The 17,161-nt window shown below is 49.5% G+C and carries 27 protein-coding genes; 6 read left to right on the forward strand and 21 right to left on the reverse strand.

What is annotated here, in order from left to right:
• Positions 1–255 precede the first annotated feature (255 nt).
• Positions 256–810, forward strand: a complete 555-nt coding sequence (locus FEK47_RS23740) for a gamma carbonic anhydrase family protein (RefSeq protein ID WP_130206867.1) — start codon at positions 256–258, stop codon at positions 808–810.
• Here the strand turns inward: FEK47_RS23740 and FEK47_RS23745 are convergent.
• The 6 genes from FEK47_RS23745 to dprA are packed head-to-tail and all read right to left on the reverse strand — an operon-like array spanning position 786 to position 4,580.
• Positions 786–1,043, reverse strand: coding sequence for a DUF1488 domain-containing protein (locus FEK47_RS23745; protein ID WP_138183405.1), 258 nt, complete (start codon positions 1,041–1,043; stop codon positions 786–788). The genes FEK47_RS23740 and FEK47_RS23745 overlap by 25 nt on opposite strands.
• Positions 1,040–1,858 (reverse strand): shikimate dehydrogenase, encoded by an 819-nt coding sequence (gene aroE / locus FEK47_RS23750; RefSeq protein ID WP_135487165.1) that lies wholly within the window; start codon positions 1,856–1,858, stop codon positions 1,040–1,042. The genes FEK47_RS23745 and aroE overlap by 4 nt, the downstream gene beginning before the upstream one ends.
• A 4-nt stretch (positions 1,859–1,862) precedes the next feature.
• Positions 1,863–2,435 carry an L-threonylcarbamoyladenylate synthase type 1 TsaC gene (gene tsaC / locus FEK47_RS23755; RefSeq protein WP_135487164.1) on the reverse strand — a complete coding sequence of 191 codons (573 nt, stop codon included), beginning with the start codon at positions 2,433–2,435 and terminating at the stop codon, positions 1,863–1,865.
• A gap of 4 nt (positions 2,436–2,439) precedes the next feature.
• Complete coding sequence (locus FEK47_RS23760; RefSeq protein WP_135487163.1) at positions 2,440–2,982, reverse strand: type I DNA topoisomerase; 543 nt, start codon at positions 2,980–2,982, stop codon at positions 2,440–2,442.
• A gap of 28 nt (positions 2,983–3,010) precedes the next feature.
• Positions 3,011–3,484 (reverse strand): DUF494 family protein Smg, encoded by a 474-nt coding sequence (smg, locus tag FEK47_RS23765; protein ID WP_000460680.1) that lies wholly within the window; start codon positions 3,482–3,484, stop codon positions 3,011–3,013.
• Entirely contained in the window at positions 3,456–4,580 is a 1,125-nt protein-coding gene (dprA, locus tag FEK47_RS23770; RefSeq protein ID WP_135487162.1) for a DNA-protecting protein DprA, read from the reverse strand. The genes smg and dprA overlap by 29 nt, the downstream gene beginning before the upstream one ends.
• A gap of 129 nt (positions 4,581–4,709) precedes the next feature.
• On the opposite strand from dprA, the gene def reads away from it, so the two are divergent.
• From def to mscL, 5 genes are all read left to right on the forward strand, one after another.
• Positions 4,710–5,219: a peptide deformylase gene (gene def / locus FEK47_RS23775; RefSeq protein ID WP_000114984.1), complete on the forward strand. Its 510-nt coding sequence runs from the start codon at positions 4,710–4,712 to the stop codon at positions 5,217–5,219.
• Positions 5,220–5,233: 14 nt separating this feature from the next.
• Positions 5,234–6,181, forward strand: a complete 948-nt coding sequence (gene fmt / locus FEK47_RS23780; protein WP_135487161.1) for a methionyl-tRNA formyltransferase — start codon at positions 5,234–5,236, stop codon at positions 6,179–6,181.
• 45 nt (positions 6,182–6,226) lie between these two features.
• Positions 6,227–7,516 carry a 16S rRNA (cytosine(967)-C(5))-methyltransferase RsmB gene (gene rsmB / locus FEK47_RS23785; RefSeq protein WP_135487160.1) on the forward strand — a complete coding sequence of 430 codons (1,290 nt, stop codon included), beginning with the start codon at positions 6,227–6,229 and terminating at the stop codon, positions 7,514–7,516.
• 21 nt (positions 7,517–7,537) lie between these two features.
• Positions 7,538–8,914, forward strand: coding sequence for a Trk system potassium transporter TrkA (trkA, locus tag FEK47_RS23790; protein ID WP_000691382.1), 1,377 nt, complete (start codon positions 7,538–7,540; stop codon positions 8,912–8,914).
• Between the two features lie 129 nt (positions 8,915–9,043).
• The gene (gene mscL, locus FEK47_RS23795; protein WP_000022442.1) at positions 9,044–9,454 is read left to right on the forward strand and encodes a large-conductance mechanosensitive channel protein MscL; all 411 of its coding nucleotides are present in this window, start codon (positions 9,044–9,046) and stop codon (positions 9,452–9,454) included.
• Here the strand turns inward: mscL and arfA are convergent.
• The 15 genes from arfA to rplF all read right to left on the reverse strand — a co-directional run bounded on the left by arfA (position 9,451) and on the right by rplF (position 17,160).
• A complete protein-coding gene (arfA, locus tag FEK47_RS23800; protein ID WP_000092696.1) occupies positions 9,451–9,669 on the reverse strand; it encodes an alternative ribosome-rescue factor ArfA in 219 nt (72 codons plus the stop codon). The two genes, mscL and arfA, sit on opposite strands and share 4 nt — an antisense overlap.
• 55 nt (positions 9,670–9,724) lie before the next feature.
• Positions 9,725–10,150 (reverse strand): Zn(2+)-responsive transcriptional regulator, encoded by a 426-nt coding sequence (gene zntR, locus FEK47_RS23805; protein WP_130217606.1) that lies wholly within the window; start codon positions 10,148–10,150, stop codon positions 9,725–9,727.
• Between the two features lie 10 nt (positions 10,151–10,160).
• Entirely contained in the window at positions 10,161–10,529 is a 369-nt protein-coding gene (locus FEK47_RS23810; RefSeq protein WP_130217608.1) for a DUF1992 domain-containing protein, read from the reverse strand.
• A gap of 106 nt (positions 10,530–10,635) precedes the next feature.
• Positions 10,636–11,019, reverse strand: a complete 384-nt coding sequence (rplQ, locus tag FEK47_RS23815) for a 50S ribosomal protein L17 (RefSeq protein WP_001216368.1) — start codon at positions 11,017–11,019, stop codon at positions 10,636–10,638.
• A gap of 40 nt (positions 11,020–11,059) precedes the next feature.
• The gene (gene rpoA, locus FEK47_RS23820; protein WP_001162094.1) at positions 11,060–12,049 is read right to left on the reverse strand and encodes a DNA-directed RNA polymerase subunit alpha; all 990 of its coding nucleotides are present in this window, start codon (positions 12,047–12,049) and stop codon (positions 11,060–11,062) included.
• 25 nt (positions 12,050–12,074) lie between these two features.
• Positions 12,075–12,695, reverse strand: a complete 621-nt coding sequence (gene rpsD / locus FEK47_RS23825) for a 30S ribosomal protein S4 (protein ID WP_000135224.1) — start codon at positions 12,693–12,695, stop codon at positions 12,075–12,077.
• Positions 12,696–12,728: 33 nt separating this feature from the next.
• Complete coding sequence (gene rpsK, locus FEK47_RS23830; protein ID WP_001029684.1) at positions 12,729–13,118, reverse strand: 30S ribosomal protein S11; 390 nt, start codon at positions 13,116–13,118, stop codon at positions 12,729–12,731.
• Between the two features lie 16 nt (positions 13,119–13,134).
• Positions 13,135–13,491 carry a 30S ribosomal protein S13 gene (gene rpsM, locus FEK47_RS23835; protein ID WP_000090775.1) on the reverse strand — a complete coding sequence of 119 codons (357 nt, stop codon included), beginning with the start codon at positions 13,489–13,491 and terminating at the stop codon, positions 13,135–13,137.
• A gap of 146 nt (positions 13,492–13,637) precedes the next feature.
• Positions 13,638–13,754 (reverse strand): 50S ribosomal protein L36, encoded by a 117-nt coding sequence (gene rpmJ, locus FEK47_RS23840; RefSeq protein WP_000868187.1) that lies wholly within the window; start codon positions 13,752–13,754, stop codon positions 13,638–13,640.
• 31 nt (positions 13,755–13,785) lie between these two features.
• Positions 13,786–15,117, reverse strand: a complete 1,332-nt coding sequence (gene secY / locus FEK47_RS23845) for a preprotein translocase subunit SecY (RefSeq protein WP_001118861.1) — start codon at positions 15,115–15,117, stop codon at positions 13,786–13,788.
• Between the two features lie 7 nt (positions 15,118–15,124).
• Positions 15,125–15,559, reverse strand: coding sequence for a 50S ribosomal protein L15 (rplO, locus tag FEK47_RS23850; RefSeq protein ID WP_001238917.1), 435 nt, complete (start codon positions 15,557–15,559; stop codon positions 15,125–15,127).
• 3 nt (positions 15,560–15,562) lie between these two features.
• Positions 15,563–15,742: a 50S ribosomal protein L30 gene (gene rpmD / locus FEK47_RS23855; RefSeq protein ID WP_001140433.1), complete on the reverse strand. Its 180-nt coding sequence runs from the start codon at positions 15,740–15,742 to the stop codon at positions 15,563–15,565.
• Between the two features lie 3 nt (positions 15,743–15,745).
• On the reverse strand, positions 15,746–16,249 hold the full coding sequence (rpsE, locus tag FEK47_RS23860) for a 30S ribosomal protein S5 (RefSeq protein ID WP_000940121.1): 504 nt from the start codon (positions 16,247–16,249) through the stop codon (positions 15,746–15,748).
• 14 nt (positions 16,250–16,263) lie between these two features.
• Positions 16,264–16,617, reverse strand: coding sequence for a 50S ribosomal protein L18 (rplR, locus tag FEK47_RS23865; protein ID WP_000358960.1), 354 nt, complete (start codon positions 16,615–16,617; stop codon positions 16,264–16,266).
• A 9-nt stretch (positions 16,618–16,626) separates the two neighbouring features.
• Complete coding sequence (rplF, locus tag FEK47_RS23870; protein WP_064524927.1) at positions 16,627–17,160, reverse strand: 50S ribosomal protein L6; 534 nt, start codon at positions 17,158–17,160, stop codon at positions 16,627–16,629.
• Position 17,161 lies beyond the last annotated feature (1 nt).

Genomic DNA, 17,161 nt, shown 5'->3' on the forward strand with positions numbered 1-17,161 from the left:
GAATTTCAGGATTTTTCTCTTTATTGTTACGACCATCTTGTGAAGTGTTTCACGTTGTCGTCTCAACGGAGGCGCATTATAGGGATCCCAATTTTTTGCACAAGTACTTTTTTGATCTTTTTTTCTGTTTGTTGTTTTTTCACCCTTTTTGCTGCATTCACACACAAAACGGTGCTTTTTTGCATACTAAAAGACTTGCACAAGGCCAATAATGCACCCAAAGTCATTAGTAAATCATTTATTGTTGAGGTAAGTATGTCTGATGTTTTACGCCCATACCGCGATCTTTTTCCACAAATCGGTCAGCGCGTAATGATCGACAGTAGTAGTGTGGTTATTGGTGACGCCCGCCTGGCTGATGATGTGGGGATCTGGCCGCTCGTTGTGATTCGTGGCGATGTGAATTATGTACAAATCGGTGCCCGCACTAATATTCAGGATGGTAGCGTCTTACACGTGACCCATAAATCAACGGCTAATCCACAAGGCAATCCGTTGATCGTCGGTGAAGACGTTACGGTTGGACATAAAGTGATGCTCCACGGCTGCACCATTGGCAATCGAGTTTTGGTTGGGATGGGCTCAATTTTACTCGATGGCGCAATAGTAGAAGATGATGTGATGATTGGTGCGGGTAGCCTGGTCCCACAAAATAAACGCCTGGAGAGCGGATATCTGTATCTCGGTAGCCCCGTCAAACAGATCCGCCCGTTAAGTGATGAAGAGAAGGCTGGGTTACGCTATTCCGCGAATAATTACGTGAAATGGAAGGACGAATATCTGGATCAGGGTAACCAGACCCAACCTTGATCATCTTCACTTTGTTCATGAATTAAGTTTTCCGCTTCTTCTTCCAGGTCCCAGCGATGCTGACGAAAATTCGCTAACCACTGTTCTGGCGTATCTCCTGCAAAGCGGTTCGCCAGACTCTCTCCAGTAATAGCGCAAGTGAGCTGCATACCATTTACAAGAGCTGGAAAACAAACGCATTTTTTACTCTCGTTCCACTCTTCCCTATCTGGAAACTGGATGGCCTGATTCACGCGGACAACTCCTCCTGCAATTGCTTTATAACTGGTTCTACATCAGGCAGAACACCGTGCCAGAGAAGAAAGGCATGAGCCGCCTGCGCCACTAACATCCCCAATCCATCCGCATTACGTTTTGAGCCTTGCTGTTCACACCATGCCAGAAAGGGCGTTTTTCCCTTCTGGTAGAACATGTCATAACAACAAATACCTGAATGGACGAGCGATGCCGGGATCGCCGGAACATCTCCACTAATGCCACTGGATGTCGCGTTAATAATAAGATCGAACTCGTGGCCTTCCAGTTCGTCCATACCCAACGCCTGAACACTTCCAGTGTGCGCAAACAATTTAGCCAACTCTTCCGCGCGAGAAACCGTTCGGTTAGTGATTGTCACCGCACAGTCCAGAGAGAGAAGCGGCAGTAATACCCCACGAGATGCCCCACCAGCGCCGATAAGCAGAATACGTAAACCGGAACGAATAAAAGATAGACGTTCCAGATCGCTTAACAAGCCTACGCCATCGGTATTGTCACCCAGCAGGCGTCCATCTTCTAACCGCTTGAGGGTATTAACAGCACCAGCCAACGCTGCCCGTTCAGTAAGCTCATCCGCTCTGGCAAAAGCCTCTTCTTTAAAAGGCACCGTCACATTCGCACCTTTACCACCAGCACGAAAGAAAGCGTTTAGCGTGTTGATGAAATCATTGATGGGTGCCAGCACGCGGCCATAGGGATGTTCAATATTCAGTTGCTGAGCAAATTGCTGATGAATGAATGGCGATTTGCTGTGGGCTATCGGATTACCAAAAACAGCATAGGTTTCCATTATGTTACCCCTGTCGAAACAGTTCACCCGTCAGGGCATCACGAATTTCTGAAGGATTTAAACGACCGCCCGTTTCACCTCGCACAACCGGGAAATCAGCACCAAACTGTGCGTGAACTTCCTCTATTGTTCGACAAGGTGGCATTCCACTCAAGTTGGCACTGGTAGAAACCAGCGGTTTACCATAAGCCTGGCACAAAGCAACCACCAACGGATGGTCGGTGACTCGTACAGCAAGCGAATCAAAGCGGCCCGTCAACCATCGTGGTGTTGTCGCTGGCGTGGGAAAGACAAAAGTGACAGGACCAGGCCAGCGAGAAAAAATGGTTTCACGCTGCGCGTCAGTCAGCATGCTGTCATCAATATAGGGTTTAAGCTGCTCGTAATTTGCCGCGATTAAAATCAGCCCCTTATCAACCGGACGCTGTTTTAATTCCAACAGCCGCATCACTGCTGTTTCGCTATCAGGATCGCAGCCGACACCGAAAACAGCTTCCGTTGGATAGGCGATGACACGTTCTTCATTGAGGACATCTATCGCAGCTGCGATAGCGTCTCCTTGCAGGTTATTATTCACGTTATTATTCCGCCGAAACCGGCTTTCCACATTGTTTACGGGCACAAAAGTGTTTTACACCCTGCGCGGTTTTCTTTTCGATGAGTAGCGGATAATGACACTCAGGGCACTCTCCGGCTATTGGTTTGAAGTTAATAGCAAATTGACACTCAGGGTAGCGATCACAGGAGTGAAATGTTTTGCCATAACGGGAGCGGCGCTGGACCAGATGGCCCGTCCGACATTGAGGACAGGTAATTGCTGTTTCGTCCGGTTTATCGATAAGTTCGGTATGTTCGCATTCTGGATAGTTACTGCAACCAATAAACATACCAAAGCGTCCCTGGCGTAATACCAGATTTGCGCCACATGCAGGGCAAACCTGCCCCTCCAGAACTTTGACGATATGCCCATCCGCTGAAGATTTCAGAGGACGGACGTAGTCACACGCCGGATACTGTGAGCACCCAAGAAACTGACCGTGTTTCCCGGATCGAATAACCAGTTCAGCCCCGCACTTTGGGCAGGACTCATTATTACGCACCGTGAACAGTGCTGATTTCGCCATAACAACTTATGCTGAATTAAAGAAATGATTAATGCAGCATACCTTCATTCACTTCAAAGAGTAATTCTTCCATTTGCTGGTACGCATTTTCGCAGCCCGGGATGTTGAACAACACCATCAGGATCACCCACTTCAGATCATCCAGTTCGAACTCTGCGTTATCCAGCGCAAGCACTCGCTCTATCACCATTTCACGAGTTTCAAGGTTGAGCACCTGAATCTGCTCAAGGAAAAGCAGAAACCCACGGCAGCTGGCATCCAGTCGTTCACACTCTTCCGGTGTATAAATACGCATGGAGAGAGGATCCGAGGCCAGTTGCATCGGTTCTGCCAGCCCTTCCTGATAATCAGCAAGTTTTTCCAGCCATAGCAGGGCATTGTAGATATCTTCTCGCTCAAAACCTGCGTCGGTAAGATCCTGTTCAAGTTTGTCTTGATCCACACGCAACTCAGCTTCAGTGTGAATATAGGTTTCAAACAAATACATTAGTACGTCGAACATGGCATGCCCTCCTCAATCGGACATAGCCGCCGGGTACAGCTGCGATCCATCCTGCTAACTCCAGTTCAAGTAGTTGAGTAACTACCTCTGGCACAGGTTGGCCGGCACGTTCAGCGACGACGTCAACAGGTGTTACCTCATCTCCTACGTTAGCCAGGAGCTCAGGAAATGGCAATGCCACGTCTTCCTGATCTGGTGAATAAAATGATTTTTCAGGGGCATCTGGCAACCAGTGCAATCCATATTGCAAATTTTCCAGAATTTCTTCCGGTTCCGTCACAAGAATCGCACCTTGTTTTATAAGCCAGTGGGGGCCTTCACTTCCGGGACTCCCTAATGGACCGGGCAAAGCAAAGACTTCACGTCCCTGCTCAAGCGCACAACGCGCTGTCACCAGTGAACCACTGCGCAAAGCCGCTTCCACCACCAGTACACCTTTACTTAGACCACTGATAATGCGATTTCTTCGCGGGAAATTGTAAGCAAGAGGAGGGGTATCAAGGGGAAATTCCGAGACAAGAGCCCCACCATGTTCAAGCAGACTGGTAGCCAGTCGGGCATGGCGACGCGGATGAATTGTATTGAGCCCATTCCCCAGCACAGCAACACTGACACCATTTACCTGCAAGGCCGCTTTATGCGCTACACCATCGATTCCACGCGCCAGCCCACTGGTAATTGTCACGCCTCGCGCCGCCAGCGCCTCACATAACAGCCGCCCCCACCGTTCGCCATACCATGAATGCGCCCGGCTTCCCACTACGGCCAACTGAAATGATTGCAGCGCTTGTAGATCACCAGCAACAAACAGTGCACCTGGATAATCAGCCGTTGCAATAAGTTGAGGAGGATAAAATTCACTATCCGCAGGGATTAAATGATGGTTAGGTTGCTCCAGCCAACAAAGTGAGCTTTCAATACTCTGCTGTGAAAATGTAAGAAAGCGCTGTGCCTGCCGCAATGTAAGCCCTATTTGCTGCAATACAACCGCATCAATATTTGGCTGTTCTGCCAGCCAGTGAGCTATACGGACCATATCATCGCCGTACAAGCTGCTGATGCTCATTAAACGCAGCCAAATTTCGGTATCGACCATCCTTATCTCCCTGCCATAAGCAGCCTTAGCAATCTTTGCGATTGGTCAGTGATGCTGTCAATCAGAGGGGGATTTGTCTAGAATAGAAGAAATAATCTTTCTAACTCCTGAACACATCTCTGGAGATTTATGTCAGTTTTGCAAGTGTTACATATTCCGGACGAGCGGCTTCGCAAAGTTGCTAAACCGGTAGAAGAAGTGAATGCAGAAATTCAGCGTATCGTCGATGATATGTTCGAGACGATGTACGCGGAAGAAGGTATTGGCCTGGCGGCAACCCAGGTTGATATCCATCAACGTATCATTGTTATTGATGTTTCGGAAAACCGTGACGAACGGCTGGTGTTAATCAATCCGGAGCTTTTAGAAAAAAGCGGCGAAACAGGCATTGAGGAAGGTTGCCTGTCGATCCCTGAACAACGTGCTTTAGTGCCACGCGCAGAGAAAGTTAAAATTCGCGCCCTGGACCGCGACGGTAAACCATTTGAACTGGAAGCAGATGGTCTGTTAGCCATCTGCATTCAGCATGAGATGGATCACCTGGTCGGCAAACTGTTTATGGATTATCTGTCACCGCTGAAACAACAACGTATTCGTCAGAAAGTTGAAAAACTGGATCGTCTGAAAGCCCGGGCTTAAGGATAAGAACTAACGTGTCAGAATCACTACGTATTATTTTTGCGGGTACACCTGACTTTGCAGCGCGTCATCTTGACGCGCTGTTGTCTTCTGGACATAACGTTGTCGGCGTGTTCACCCAACCGGACCGACCGGCAGGTCGCGGTAAAAAACTAATGCCCAGCCCGGTTAAAGTGCTGGCAGAAGAGAAAGGGTTACCGGTTTTTCAGCCTGTTTCCCTGCGTCCACAAGAAAACCAGCAACTGGTCGCCGATCTGCACGCTGATGTTATGGTCGTCGTCGCCTATGGCTTAATTCTGCCTAAAGCAGTGCTGGAGATGCCGCGTCTTGGATGCATCAATGTTCATGGTTCACTGCTGCCACGCTGGCGCGGCGCCGCGCCAATCCAACGTTCGCTGTGGGCGGGCGATGCAGAAACCGGCGTGACCATTATGCAAATGGATGTCGGTTTAGACACGGGCGACATGCTCTATAAACTCTCCTGCCCGATTACCGCAGAAGATACCAGCGGCACGTTGTATGACAAGCTGGCAGAGCTTGGCCCACAAGGGCTTATCACCACGTTGAAACAACTGGCAGACGGCACGGCGAAACCAGAAATTCAGGACGAAACTCTTGTTACTTACGCCGAAAAGTTGAGTAAAGAAGAAGCGCGTATTGACTGGTCACTTTCGGCAGCGCAGCTTGAACGCTGCATTCGCGCTTTCAATCCATGGCCAATGAGCTGGCTGGAAATTGAAGGACAGCCGGTTAAAGTCTGGAAAGCGTCGGTCATTGATACGGTAACCAACGCTGCCCCAGGAACGATCCTTGAAGCCAACAAACAAGGCATCCAGGTTGCGACTGGTGATGGCATCCTGAATCTGCTCTCGTTACAACCTGCGGGTAAGAAAGCGATGAGCGCACAAGACCTCCTGAATTCTCGTCGGGAATGGTTTATTCCGGGCAAGCGTCTGGCCTGATAGTCCACTCTTCTAAGCCCGGTCTTGCCGGGCATTTTTATACTTATGAAAAAACAACGTAATTTACGTAGCATGGCGGCCCAGGCCGTTGAACAAGTCGTCGAGCAAGGGCAATCATTAAGCAACATTTTGCCACCGCTCCAGCAAAAAGTTTCCGATAAAGACAAAGCACTTCTTCAAGAGTTGTGCTTTGGCGTACTGCGCACGCTTTCGCAGTTAGACTGGCTGATTAATAAGTTAATGGCCCGTCCGATGACTGGCAAACAGCGGACCGTGCATTACCTGATTATGGTTGGTTTGTATCAACTGCTTTATACCCGCATTCCACCGCATGCTGCGCTGGCTGAAACGGTTGAAGGCGCTATCGCAATTAAGCGTCCGCAACTTAAAGGGTTGATTAACGGTGTATTACGCCAGTTCCAGCGTCAGCAAGAAGAGTTATTAGCCGAGTTTAATGCCAGTGATGCACGTTATCTGCATCCTTCCTGGTTGCTGAAGCGTCTGCAAAAAGCGTATCCAGAGCAGTGGCAATCCATCGTCGAAGCCAATAACCAGCGTCCGCCAATGTGGCTGCGCGTTAATCGTACGCATCATTCCCGCGACAGTTGGCTTGCATTGCTGGATGAAGCAGGAATGAAAGGCTTCCCACATTCGGATTACCCTGATGCTGTACGGCTGGAAACACCTGCACCTGTTCATGCGCTACCCGGTTTTGAAGACGGATGGGTTACCGTTCAGGATGCTTCAGCACAAGGTTGCATGACCTGGCTTGCGCCACAAAACGGTGAACACATTCTGGATCTTTGCGCCGCCCCGGGCGGTAAAACTACGCATATTCTTGAGGTTGCTCCAGAGGCACAAGTTCTGGCGGTCGATATTGATGAGCAACGCCTCTCTCGCGTTTACGACAATTTAAAACGCCTTGGTATGAAGGCGACCGTGAAACAAGGTGATGGCCGCTACCCTTCCCAATGGTGTGGCGAGCAACAGTTTGATCGCATTTTATTAGATGCGCCTTGTTCAGCAACGGGTGTGATTCGTCGCCATCCGGATATCAAGTGGTTACGTCGTGATCGCGATATCCCGGAACTCGCGCAACTGCAGTCTGAAATTCTCGACGCCATTTGGCCGCATTTAAAATCCGGTGGAACCCTGGTCTATGCCACCTGTTCGGTGTTACCGGAAGAGAATAGCCTGCAGGTTAAAGCCTTTTTGCAACGTACCGCTGATGCCGAACTTTGCGACACCGGAACACCAGAACAACCGGGTAAGCAAAATCTGCCTGGTGCCGAAGAGGGCGACGGCTTCTTTTACGCTAAGCTAATCAAAAAGTGATGAGATAACGGGTCGCGACTGATGAAAATTATCATTCTGGGTGCCGGTCAGGTTGGCGGCACACTGGCGGAAAACCTGGTTGGCGAGAACAACGATATTACTGTTGTCGATACCAACGGTGAGCGTCTGCGGACCTTGCAGGATAAATTTGACCTGCGAGTCGTGCAGGGGCATGGCTCTCATCCACGCGTATTGCGGGAGGCAGGTGCCGACGACGCCGATATGCTGGTTGCTGTAACCAGTTCAGATGAAACCAATATGGTTGCCTGCCAGGTAGCCTACTCACTTTTCAACACCCCTAATCGCATCGCTCGTATCCGCTCACCAGACTACGTGCGCGATGCCGATAAGCTATTTCATTCAGATGCTGTACCGATTGATCATCTGATCGCACCAGAGCAGTTGGTTATCGATAATATTTACCGACTGATTGAGTATCCCGGCGCATTGCAGGTGGTGAACTTCGCTGAGGGTAAAGTCAGCCTCGCTGTGGTAAAAGCCTATTATGGTGGCCCGCTGATTGGTAATGCACTTTCGACCATGCGCGAACATATGCCACATATCGATACTCGTGTGGCAGCAATTTTCCGCCACGATCGCCCCATTCGTCCGCAAGGTTCGACCATTGTTGAAGCCGGTGATGAAGTGTTCTTTATTGCCGCCTCGCAGCATATACGCGCGGTGATGAGTGAATTACAGCGACTGGAAAAACCGTATAAGCGGATCATGCTGGTTGGTGGCGGTAATATCGGTGCAGGGCTGGCGCGTCGTCTGGAAAAAGATTACAGCGTCAAACTCATCGAACGTAATCAGCAGCGCGCTGCCGAACTGGCGGAAAAGTTGCAGAATACGATCGTCTTTTTTGGTGATGCGTCGGATCAAGAACTGCTGGCCGAAGAACATATCGATCAAGTTGATCTGTTTATTGCCGTCACCAACGATGACGAGGCCAATATCATGTCAGCCATGCTCGCCAAACGTATGGGTGCGAAAAAGGTGATGGTATTGATCCAGCGTCGCGCTTATGTGGATCTGGTTCAGGGGAGCGTGATCGATATTGCGATTTCACCACAACAAGCAACTATTTCTGCGTTGCTTAGTCATGTGCGAAAAGCAGATATTGTTGGTGTTTCCTCATTGCGCCGCGGCGTAGCAGAAGCTATTGAAGCCGTTGCTCACGGTGATGAAAGCACCTCGCGCGTTGTCGGCAGAGTCATTGATGAAATCAAGCTACCGCCAGGAACGATTATTGGAGCGGTGGTACGTGGAAACGACGTGATGATTGCCAATGACAATCTGCGCATTGAGCAAGGCGATCACGTAATTATGTTCCTCACAGATAAAAAGTTTATTACCGACGTCGAAAGACTCTTCCAGCCAAGTCCTTTCTTTTTGTAATTAATAAGGCGTCTAATGACGCCTTATTATTTCCCTTTGAATATCAAGGATTAATTAAATTCATTCCTGGCAGGAAAATAGCTTAACATTTGTTAGACTTATGGTTGTCGGCTTCATAGGGAGAATAACATGAGCATTATTAAAGAATTTCGCGAATTTGCGATGCGCGGGAACGTGGTGGATTTGGCGGTGGGTGTCATTATCGGTGCGGCATTCGGGAAGATCGTCTCTTCGCTGGTTGCCGATATCATCATGCCACCTTTGGGCTTATTAATTGGCGGGATCGATTTTAAACAGTTTGCTGTCACGCTACGCGATGCGCAGGGGGATATCCCTGCTGTTGTGATGCATTACGGTGTCTTCATTCAAAACGTCTTTGATTTTCTGATTGTGGCCTTTGCCATCTTTATGGCGATTAAGCTAATCAACAAACTGAATCGTAAGAAAGAAGAACCTGCAGCAGCACCTGCACCAACTAAAGAAGAAGTATTACTGACAGAGATTCGTGATTTGCTGAAAGAGCAAAATAACCGATCTTAACAAGCGCCTGAAAGCAGAAGGCCAGTGGTAAAAAAGTGATTTACTTTCTTGCCACTGGCCTCCCAGTTACCCCGATTGCCATGTTTTCCTTTTCGCATATAACTGCCTTTCCCTTTTTTATTTTTTTCTACACGCTGTCTGAACAAAGGGTCATGTAGTAATGCTTCAATCGCATTATCCTTTATCTGCCCTTTCGTATGCTGATATCGGCTCATAAAAACTCCAGTTGGTTATTTAACGGCGCGAGTGTAATCCCGTCAGTGCAAAAAATCAACAACCTGCTTTGACACCGCTGGCTCCTTGTTCAAGAGCTTCAAGGATAGAGCAATAAACGCTGCTATGGGCGCTACCACAACAGGCATCGTTAAGACGTTGCAAGGAACGCTGCATGCTCTGCAACTCGGCTATCCGCGCTTCCACTTCCTGTAATCTTTCCTGCACAATACCTTTTGATTCCTGACAAGTATGATGTTCAGGATCGATACGGATCGAAAGTAACTCACGGATCGACTCGAGACTGAAACCAAGTTGTCTGGCATGCCGAATAAATTTCAACCGTTGGAGATCGCTTTCGGTATACAGACGAAAGCCTCCTACCGTACGAACTTCATGATCCATCATCTGCTGTTTTTCGTAATAACGTATTGTGTCGGGCGTAACTTCTGCCAGTTTTGCCAACTCACCAATGCGATACATAAATTATCTCTCAGTTGTCATTAATTTTATTCAGAAGCTTATCTGCATATTCGCCACGTAAAAATTCAGTGCTCAAACCTGCTTGCCGCAGTTTTAACTCCAGTAAAGATAACTGGCGGCTAACCTCTTGATATTTCGGATCATCCTGACGAATGCCTCTGAGAATATCCAAAAGCTGAATTGCTTCCTTCCGCTGCTCAAGTTCTGGCGGTAAACAGCCGGAATTCTTTAACAAGCGATAGCCCGCACGCAGTTCCGGCGGCACGTGTGTGTCATCTTCCAGGATTAATGGTTCACCACTGCCTGGGAGATTTTCAAACTCACCTTTAGCCTGTGCTTCAGTAATATGGCGCTCTGCCCACTGGTCAAGTAACCACATAAATACTCCAGGGGATGAACAAAAAGAGTACAGCTATTGTAGATAAGTGGGGATACTACAGATATAAAAAAACCCGCCGGGGCGGGTTTTTTTACGTTGCTTCAGATTACTCTGCAGCAGCTTCTGCTTTCTCTGAACGATCAACCAGCTCGATGTAAGCCATCGGCGCGTTGTCGCCTGCACGGAAGCCACACTTCAGAATACGAGTGTAACCACCGGCACGGCTCGCGAAACGCGGGCCCAGTTCGTTAAACAGTTTTGCCACGATCTCGTTATCACGAGTACGGGCGAATGCCAGACGACGATTAGCAACGCTATCAGTCTTGGCAAGAGTAATCAGCGGCTCAACTACGCGGCGCAGCTCTTTCGCTTTAGGCAGAGTCGTCTTGATGATTTCATGACGAACCAGTGAACCTGCCATATTGCGGAACATAGCCTGGCGATGGCTGCTGTTGCGGTTCAGTTGACGACCACTCTTACGATGGCGCATGACCTTATCCTTCTCAGTAAAACCTTAACCTGTGATCCGGTTACTCGTCAGCGATGCTTGCCGGTGGCCAGTTTTCCAGGCGCATACCCAGAGACAGTCCACGGGAAGCCAGCACGTCTTTAATCTCAGTAAGAGATTTTTTACCAAGGTTAGGCGTTTTAAGGAGCTCAACCTCGGTACGCTGTACCAGATCACCGATATAGTGGATAGCTTCTGCTTTAAGGCAGTTAGCAGAGCGGACAGTCAATTCCAGATCGTCAACAGGGCGCAGCAGGATCGGATCGAACTCTGGTTTCTCTTCTTTCACTTCCGGCTGACGTACATCACGTAAGTCAACGAAAGCTTCCAGTTGTTCAGCCAGAATGGTTGCCGCACGACGAATCGCCTCTTCAGGATCGATTGTGCCGTTGGTTTCCATTTCGATGACCAGCTTGTCCAGGTCGGTACGCTGTTCTACACGCGCTGCTTCAACATTGTAGGCAATACGCTCTACAGGGCTGTAGCATGCGTCGACCAGCAGACGGCCGATTGGGCGCTCATCTTCTTCCGAATGAATTCGGGTAGAAGCCGGCACATAACCACGACCGCGCTGAACTTTGATACGCATGCTAATAGACGCGTTCTCATCGGTCAGGTGGCAGATCACGTGCTGCGGCTTGACGATTTCGACATCACCGTCGTGGGTGATATCGGCTGCAGTCACAGGGCCAATGCCAGATTTATTCAAGGTAAGAATAACTTCATCTTTGCCCTGAACTCTCACCGCCAGCCCTTTCAGGTTGAGCAGGATTTCCAGGATATCTTCCTGAACGCCTTCTTTGGTGCTGTACTCATGTAGTACACCATCAATCTCAACCTCGGTCACCGCGCAACCCGGCATCGATGAGAGCAGAATACGGCGCAGTGCGTTACCCAGAGTATGGCCAAAGCCACGCTCTAAAGGCTCAAGGGTCACCTTGGCGTGCGTCGAACTCACTTGCTCGATATCAACCAGGCGCGGTTTTAGAAACTCTGTCACAGAACCCTGCATTGTGTCCTCTCTTTGGTACTAAGCTTTACTTGGAGTAAAGCTCGACGATCAGGTGTTCGTTAATGTCCGCAGACAGATCAGAACGCTCCGGCTTACGCTTAAACGTACCTTCCATCTTGCCAGCATCAACTTCCAGCCAGGTTGGCTTTTCACGCTGCTCAGCCAGCTCCAGAGCGGCTTTCACGCGAGACTGCTTCTTCGCTTTCTCACGAATGCTTACAACGTCATTCGGACTAACCTGATAAGAAGCGATGTTAACAACACGACCGTTTACCATAATTGCTTTATGGCTAACCAGCTGACGTGCTTCTGCACGAGTGGCACCGAAGCCCATACGGTATACAACGTTGTCCAGACGACCTTCCAGCAGAGCCAACAGGTTTTCACCGGTGTTGCCTTTCAGACGTGCTGCTTCTTTGTAGTAGTTACGGAACTGACGCTCCAGCACACCATAGATACGGCGAACTTTTTGCTTTTCACGCAACTGCACACCATAGTCAGACAGACGCGGTTTACGCGCACCGTGCTGGCCAGGAGCTTGTTCAATTTTACACTTGGTATCGATCGCGCGAACGCCAGACTTAAGGAATAAGTCGGTGCCCTCACGACGGCTCAGCTTGAGCTTAGGACCCAAATATCTTGCCATTTTCTTTCTCCAACAAACCTGGAAAACGAAGCGTTATACGCGACGTTTTTTCGGCGGACGACAACCGTTATGAGGGATCGGAGTCACATCAGTAATGTTAGTGATGCGGAAACCTGCGGCGTTCAGAGCACGAATAGTAGATTCGCGGCCTGGACCCGGACCTTTAACCATAACTTCCAGATTCTTGATACCGTATTCTTTCACGGCGTCAGCGCAACGCTCTGCTGCAACCTGAGCTGCAAACGGAGTGGATTTGCGAGAACCACGGAAACCGGAACCACCGGCTGTTGCCCAACCCAACGCGTTACCCTGACGATCAGTGATAGTCACGATGGTGTTGTTGAAAGAAGCATGGATATGAGCCACGCCGTCAGAGACTTGTTTTCTTACACGTTTACGTGCACGAATTGGTGCCTTTGCCATTATTCAATCACCCCGATTATTTCTTGATCGGTTTGCGCGGACCCTTACGGGTACGTGCGTTGGTCTTGGTACGCTGACCGCGAACCGGTAGACCACGACGATGACGCAAACCGCGATAGCAACCAAGATCCATCAGGCGCTTGATGCTCATGCTGATTTCACGGCGCAGATCACCTTCAACGACAAATTTGGCAACTTCGTCACGCAGCGTGTCGATTTGTCCTTCAGACAGCTCACTGATCTTAACATCTTCAGCGATACCCGCTGCAGCCAGGATGGCTTTAGAACGGGTCTTGCCGACGCCATAAATCGAAGTTAATGCGATTACGGCATGCTTATGATCAGGAATGTTAATGCCTGCTATACGGGCCACTATGCACTCCTACTATTTAATATGTACGTTCCATGCTGAAAAGCCCGTTTTCAGGATACTCAAATGGAAACGCACAGACATACAAAAGATTGGCTGGCTAATCTAGCCAGCTCAACCCAACTTTGCAAGAAAAATATGCGAATAAATCAGCCTTGGCGCTGTTTATGCTTCGGCTCGGCACTGCAAATCACACGGATGACACCATCACGCTTAACGATTTTGCAGTTACGGCATAATTTCTTGACGGAAGCACGAACTTTCATTTTTACTCTCCGTAACTTCTCGGGCGACCAATTATCGGCCGTAGCCTTTCAGGTTCGCCTTCTTCAATGCAGACTCATACTGACTGGACATCATCAGAGTTTGCACTTGAGCCATAAAGTCCATAATCACGACAACAACGATAAGCAGTGAGGTCCCACCGAAGTAGAACGGTACTTTCATTGCATCACGCATGAACTCCGGGATCAGGCAGATAAAGGTAATGTACAGCGCACCAACCAGGGTCAGGCGGGTCATTACTTTATCGATATACTTCGCCGTTTGCTCTCCCGGACGAATTCCTGGTACAAATGCACCGGACTTCTTCAGGTTATCTGCTGTTTCACGCGGGTTGAAAACCAACGCCGTATAGAAGAAACAGAAGAAGATGATTGCAGACGCATAGAGTAACACATAAAGCGGTTGCCCAGGCTGCAAATACAGCGAAATTGTTGTCAGCCAGTTCCAACCAGTACCGCCCCCGAACCATGACGCGATGGTAGCCGGGAACAGAATAATACTGGAAGCGAAGATTGCCGGGATTACCCCCGCCATATTCACTTTCAGCGGTAAATGTGTGCTCTGTGCAGCATAGACACGACGACCTTGCTGACGTTTTGCGTAGTTTACCACAATGCGGCGTTGACCACGCTCAACAAATACAACAAAGAACGTCACTGCAAATACTAATACTGCAACCAACAGCAACACGAGGAAGTGCAGGTCGCCTTGACGCGCTTGCTCGATAGTATGGGCAATGGCTGGCGGGAGTCCCGCGACAATACCGGCGAAGATAATGATTGAAATACCGTTGCCGATACCTCGTTCAGTGATCTGTTCGCCCAACCACATCAGGAACATCGTTCCTGTGACCAGACTTACAACAGCGGTGAAGTAGAATGCAAAGCCCGGGTTAATAACCAGGCCTTGCATACCAGGCATATTCGGCAGACCGGTAGCAATACCGATCGACTGGAATATTGCCAGCACCAGAGTACCGTAACGGGTGTACTGGCTGATCTTACGACGACCAGACTCCCCTTCTTTCTTAATTTCTGCCAACGTTGGGTGAACCACCGTCAGCAGCTGGATAATGATCGACGCCGAAATATACGGCATGATCCCCAGAGCAAAGATAGAAGCACGGCTGAGAGCACCACCAGAGAACATGTTAAACATCTCAATGATGGTGCCTCGCTGTTGCTCAAGCAGTTTGGCAAGTACAGCGGCATCAATACCAGGGATCGGAATAAAAGAGCCAATACGGAACACAATCAGCGCACCGATAACAAACAGCAGTCTGCGTTTCAGCTCGCCTAAGCCACCTTTGGCACTTTGAAAATCTAATCCCGGTTGTTTAGCCATCTGCTACTTATTCCTCGATTTTACCGCCAGCAGCTTCGATAGCAGCACGAGCGCCTTTAGTAACACGCAGGCCACGAACAGTTACCGGAGTAGTTACTTCGCCAGCCAGGATCACTTTCGCGAACTCGATCTGGATACCGATAATGTTAGCCGCTTTCAGCGTGTTCAGGTCTACAACACCGCCTTCTACTTTAGCCAGGTCAGACAGACGAACTTCGGCTGTAATCGCTGCTTTACGAGAAGTGAAGCCGAATTTCGGCAGACGACGGTACAGAGGCATCTGACCACCCTCGAAACCGCGACGTACGCCACCGCCAGAACGAGATTTCTGACCTTTGTGACCACGACCACCGGTTTTACCGAGGCCAGAACCGATACCACGACCCAGGCGTTTACCCGCCTTTTTGGAGCCTTCGGCCGGAGACAGAGTATTTAAACGCATCTCTTACTCCTCAACTTTAACCATGAAGGAAACCGCGTTGATCATACCGCGAATAGCAGGAGTATCCTCGCGCTCTACGGTGTGACCAATACGACGCAGACCCAGGCCAAGCAGCGTTGCCTTGTGTTTCGGCAGACGACCGATTGCACTGCGGGTTTGAGTAATTTTAATAGTCTTTGCCATGGTTTATTTCCCCAGAATTTCTTCAACGGATTTACCACGCTTGGCAGCGACCATTTCTGGAGAATTCATATTTTCCAGGCCATCGATAGTTGCACGAACCACGTTAATCGGGTTGGTGGAACCATACGCTTTAGCCAGAACGTTATGAACCCCAGCGACTTCCAGAACGGCGCGCATTGCACCACCGGCGATGATACCGGTACCTTCGGAAGCCGGCTGCATGAATACGCGAGAACCCGTATGAACACCTTTAACAGGGTGTTGCAGAGTGCCGTTATTCAGCGCGACGTTAATCATATTGCGACGGGCTTTTTCCATCGCTTTCTGGATCGCTGCTGGAACTTCACGCGCTTTACCGTAACCAAAACCAACGCGACCGTTACCATCGCCAACTACAGTCAGAGCTGTGAAGGAGAAAATACGACCACCTTTAACGGTTTTAGATACGCGGTTTACCGCGATCAGCTTTTCCTGCAGTTCGCCAGCTTGTTTTTCGATGTGAGCCATCTTACACCTCTACCTTAGAACTGAAGGCCAGCTTCACGGGCAGCATCTGCCAGTGCCTGGACACGACCATGATATTGGAACCCGGAACGGTCAAAGGATACATCTTTGATGCCTTTTTCCAGAGCGCGTTCAGCGACAGCTTTACCCACAGCTGCAGCCGCGTCTTTGTTACCGGTGTACTTCAGTTGTTCAGCGATAGCTTTTTCTACAGTAGAAGCAGCTACCAGAACTTCAGAACCGTTCGGTGCAATTACCTGTGCGTAAATGTGACGCGGGGTACGATGTACCACCAGGCGAGTTGCGCCCAGCTCCTGGAGCTTGCGGCGTGCGCGGGTCGCACGACGGATACGAGCAGATTTCTTATCCATAGTGTTACCTTACTTCTTCTTAGCCTCTTTGGTACGCACGACTTCGTCGGCGTAACGAACACCCTTGCCTTTGTAAGGCTCAGGACGACGGTAGGCGCGCAGATCCGCTGCAACCTGGCCGATCATCTGCTTATCAGCGCCTTTCAGCACGATTTCAGTCTGAGTCGGACATTCAGCAGTGATACCCGCAGGCAGCTGATGGTCAACAGGATGAGAGAAACCCAGAGACAGGTTAATCACATTGCCTTTAACCGCTGCACGGTAACCTACACCAACCAGCTGCAGCTTCTTAGTGAAGCCTTCGGTAACACCGATAACCATTGAGTTCAGCAGGGCACGCGCGGTACCAGCCTGAGCCCAACCGTCTGCGTAACCATCACGCGGACCGAAGGTCAGGGTATTATCTGCATGTTTAACTTCAACAGCATCGTTGAGAGTACGAGTCAGCTCGCCGTTTTTACCTTTGATCGTAATAACCTGACCGTTGATTTTTACATCAACGCCGGCAGGAACAACGACCGGTGCTTTAGCAACACGAGACATT

This window comes from Escherichia sp. E3659 (genome assembly GCF_005781135.1).
Lineage (GTDB): Bacteria > Pseudomonadota > Gammaproteobacteria > Enterobacterales > Enterobacteriaceae > Escherichia.

Coding starts and splice junctions, on each gene's coding strand:
- FEK47_RS23740 (WP_130206867.1), top strand. CDS start 256: ATGTCTGATGTTTTACGCCCATACCGCGATCTTTTTCCACAAATCGGT.
- aroE (WP_135487165.1), bottom strand. CDS start 1,858: ATGGAAACCTATGCTGTTTTTGGTAATCCGATAGCCCACAGCAAATCG.
- FEK47_RS23760 (WP_135487163.1), bottom strand. CDS start 2,982: ATGGCGAAATCAGCACTGTTCACGGTGCGTAATAATGAGTCCTGCCCA.
- smg (WP_000460680.1), bottom strand. CDS start 3,484: ATGTTCGACGTACTAATGTATTTGTTTGAAACCTATATTCACACTGAA.
- dprA (WP_135487162.1), bottom strand. CDS start 4,580: ATGGTCGATACCGAAATTTGGCTGCGTTTAATGAGCATCAGCAGCTTG.
- def (WP_000114984.1), top strand. CDS start 4,710: ATGTCAGTTTTGCAAGTGTTACATATTCCGGACGAGCGGCTTCGCAAA.
- rsmB (WP_135487160.1), top strand. CDS start 6,227: ATGAAAAAACAACGTAATTTACGTAGCATGGCGGCCCAGGCCGTTGAA.
- trkA (WP_000691382.1), top strand. CDS start 7,538: ATGAAAATTATCATTCTGGGTGCCGGTCAGGTTGGCGGCACACTGGCG.
- mscL (WP_000022442.1), top strand. CDS start 9,044: ATGAGCATTATTAAAGAATTTCGCGAATTTGCGATGCGCGGGAACGTG.
- arfA (WP_000092696.1), bottom strand. CDS start 9,669: ATGAGCCGATATCAGCATACGAAAGGGCAGATAAAGGATAATGCGATT.
- zntR (WP_130217606.1), bottom strand. CDS start 10,150: ATGTATCGCATTGGTGAGTTGGCAAAACTGGCAGAAGTTACGCCCGAC.
- FEK47_RS23810 (WP_130217608.1), bottom strand. CDS start 10,529: ATGTGGTTACTTGACCAGTGGGCAGAGCGCCATATTACTGAAGCACAG.
- rplQ (WP_001216368.1), bottom strand. CDS start 11,019: ATGCGCCATCGTAAGAGTGGTCGTCAACTGAACCGCAACAGCAGCCAT.
- rpoA (WP_001162094.1), bottom strand. CDS start 12,049: ATGCAGGGTTCTGTGACAGAGTTTCTAAAACCGCGCCTGGTTGATATC.
- rpsD (WP_000135224.1), bottom strand. CDS start 12,695: ATGGCAAGATATTTGGGTCCTAAGCTCAAGCTGAGCCGTCGTGAGGGC.
- rpsK (WP_001029684.1), bottom strand. CDS start 13,118: ATGGCAAAGGCACCAATTCGTGCACGTAAACGTGTAAGAAAACAAGTC.
- rpmJ (WP_000868187.1), bottom strand. CDS start 13,754: ATGAAAGTTCGTGCTTCCGTCAAGAAATTATGCCGTAACTGCAAAATC.
- secY (WP_001118861.1), bottom strand. CDS start 15,117: ATGGCTAAACAACCGGGATTAGATTTTCAAAGTGCCAAAGGTGGCTTA.
- rplO (WP_001238917.1), bottom strand. CDS start 15,559: ATGCGTTTAAATACTCTGTCTCCGGCCGAAGGCTCCAAAAAGGCGGGT.
- rpmD (WP_001140433.1), bottom strand. CDS start 15,742: ATGGCAAAGACTATTAAAATTACTCAAACCCGCAGTGCAATCGGTCGT.
- rpsE (WP_000940121.1), bottom strand. CDS start 16,249: ATGGCTCACATCGAAAAACAAGCTGGCGAACTGCAGGAAAAGCTGATC.
- rplR (WP_000358960.1), bottom strand. CDS start 16,617: ATGGATAAGAAATCTGCTCGTATCCGTCGTGCGACCCGCGCACGCCGC.
- rplF (WP_064524927.1), bottom strand. CDS start 17,160: ATGTCTCGTGTTGCTAAAGCACCGGTCGTTGTTCCTGCCGGCGTTGAT.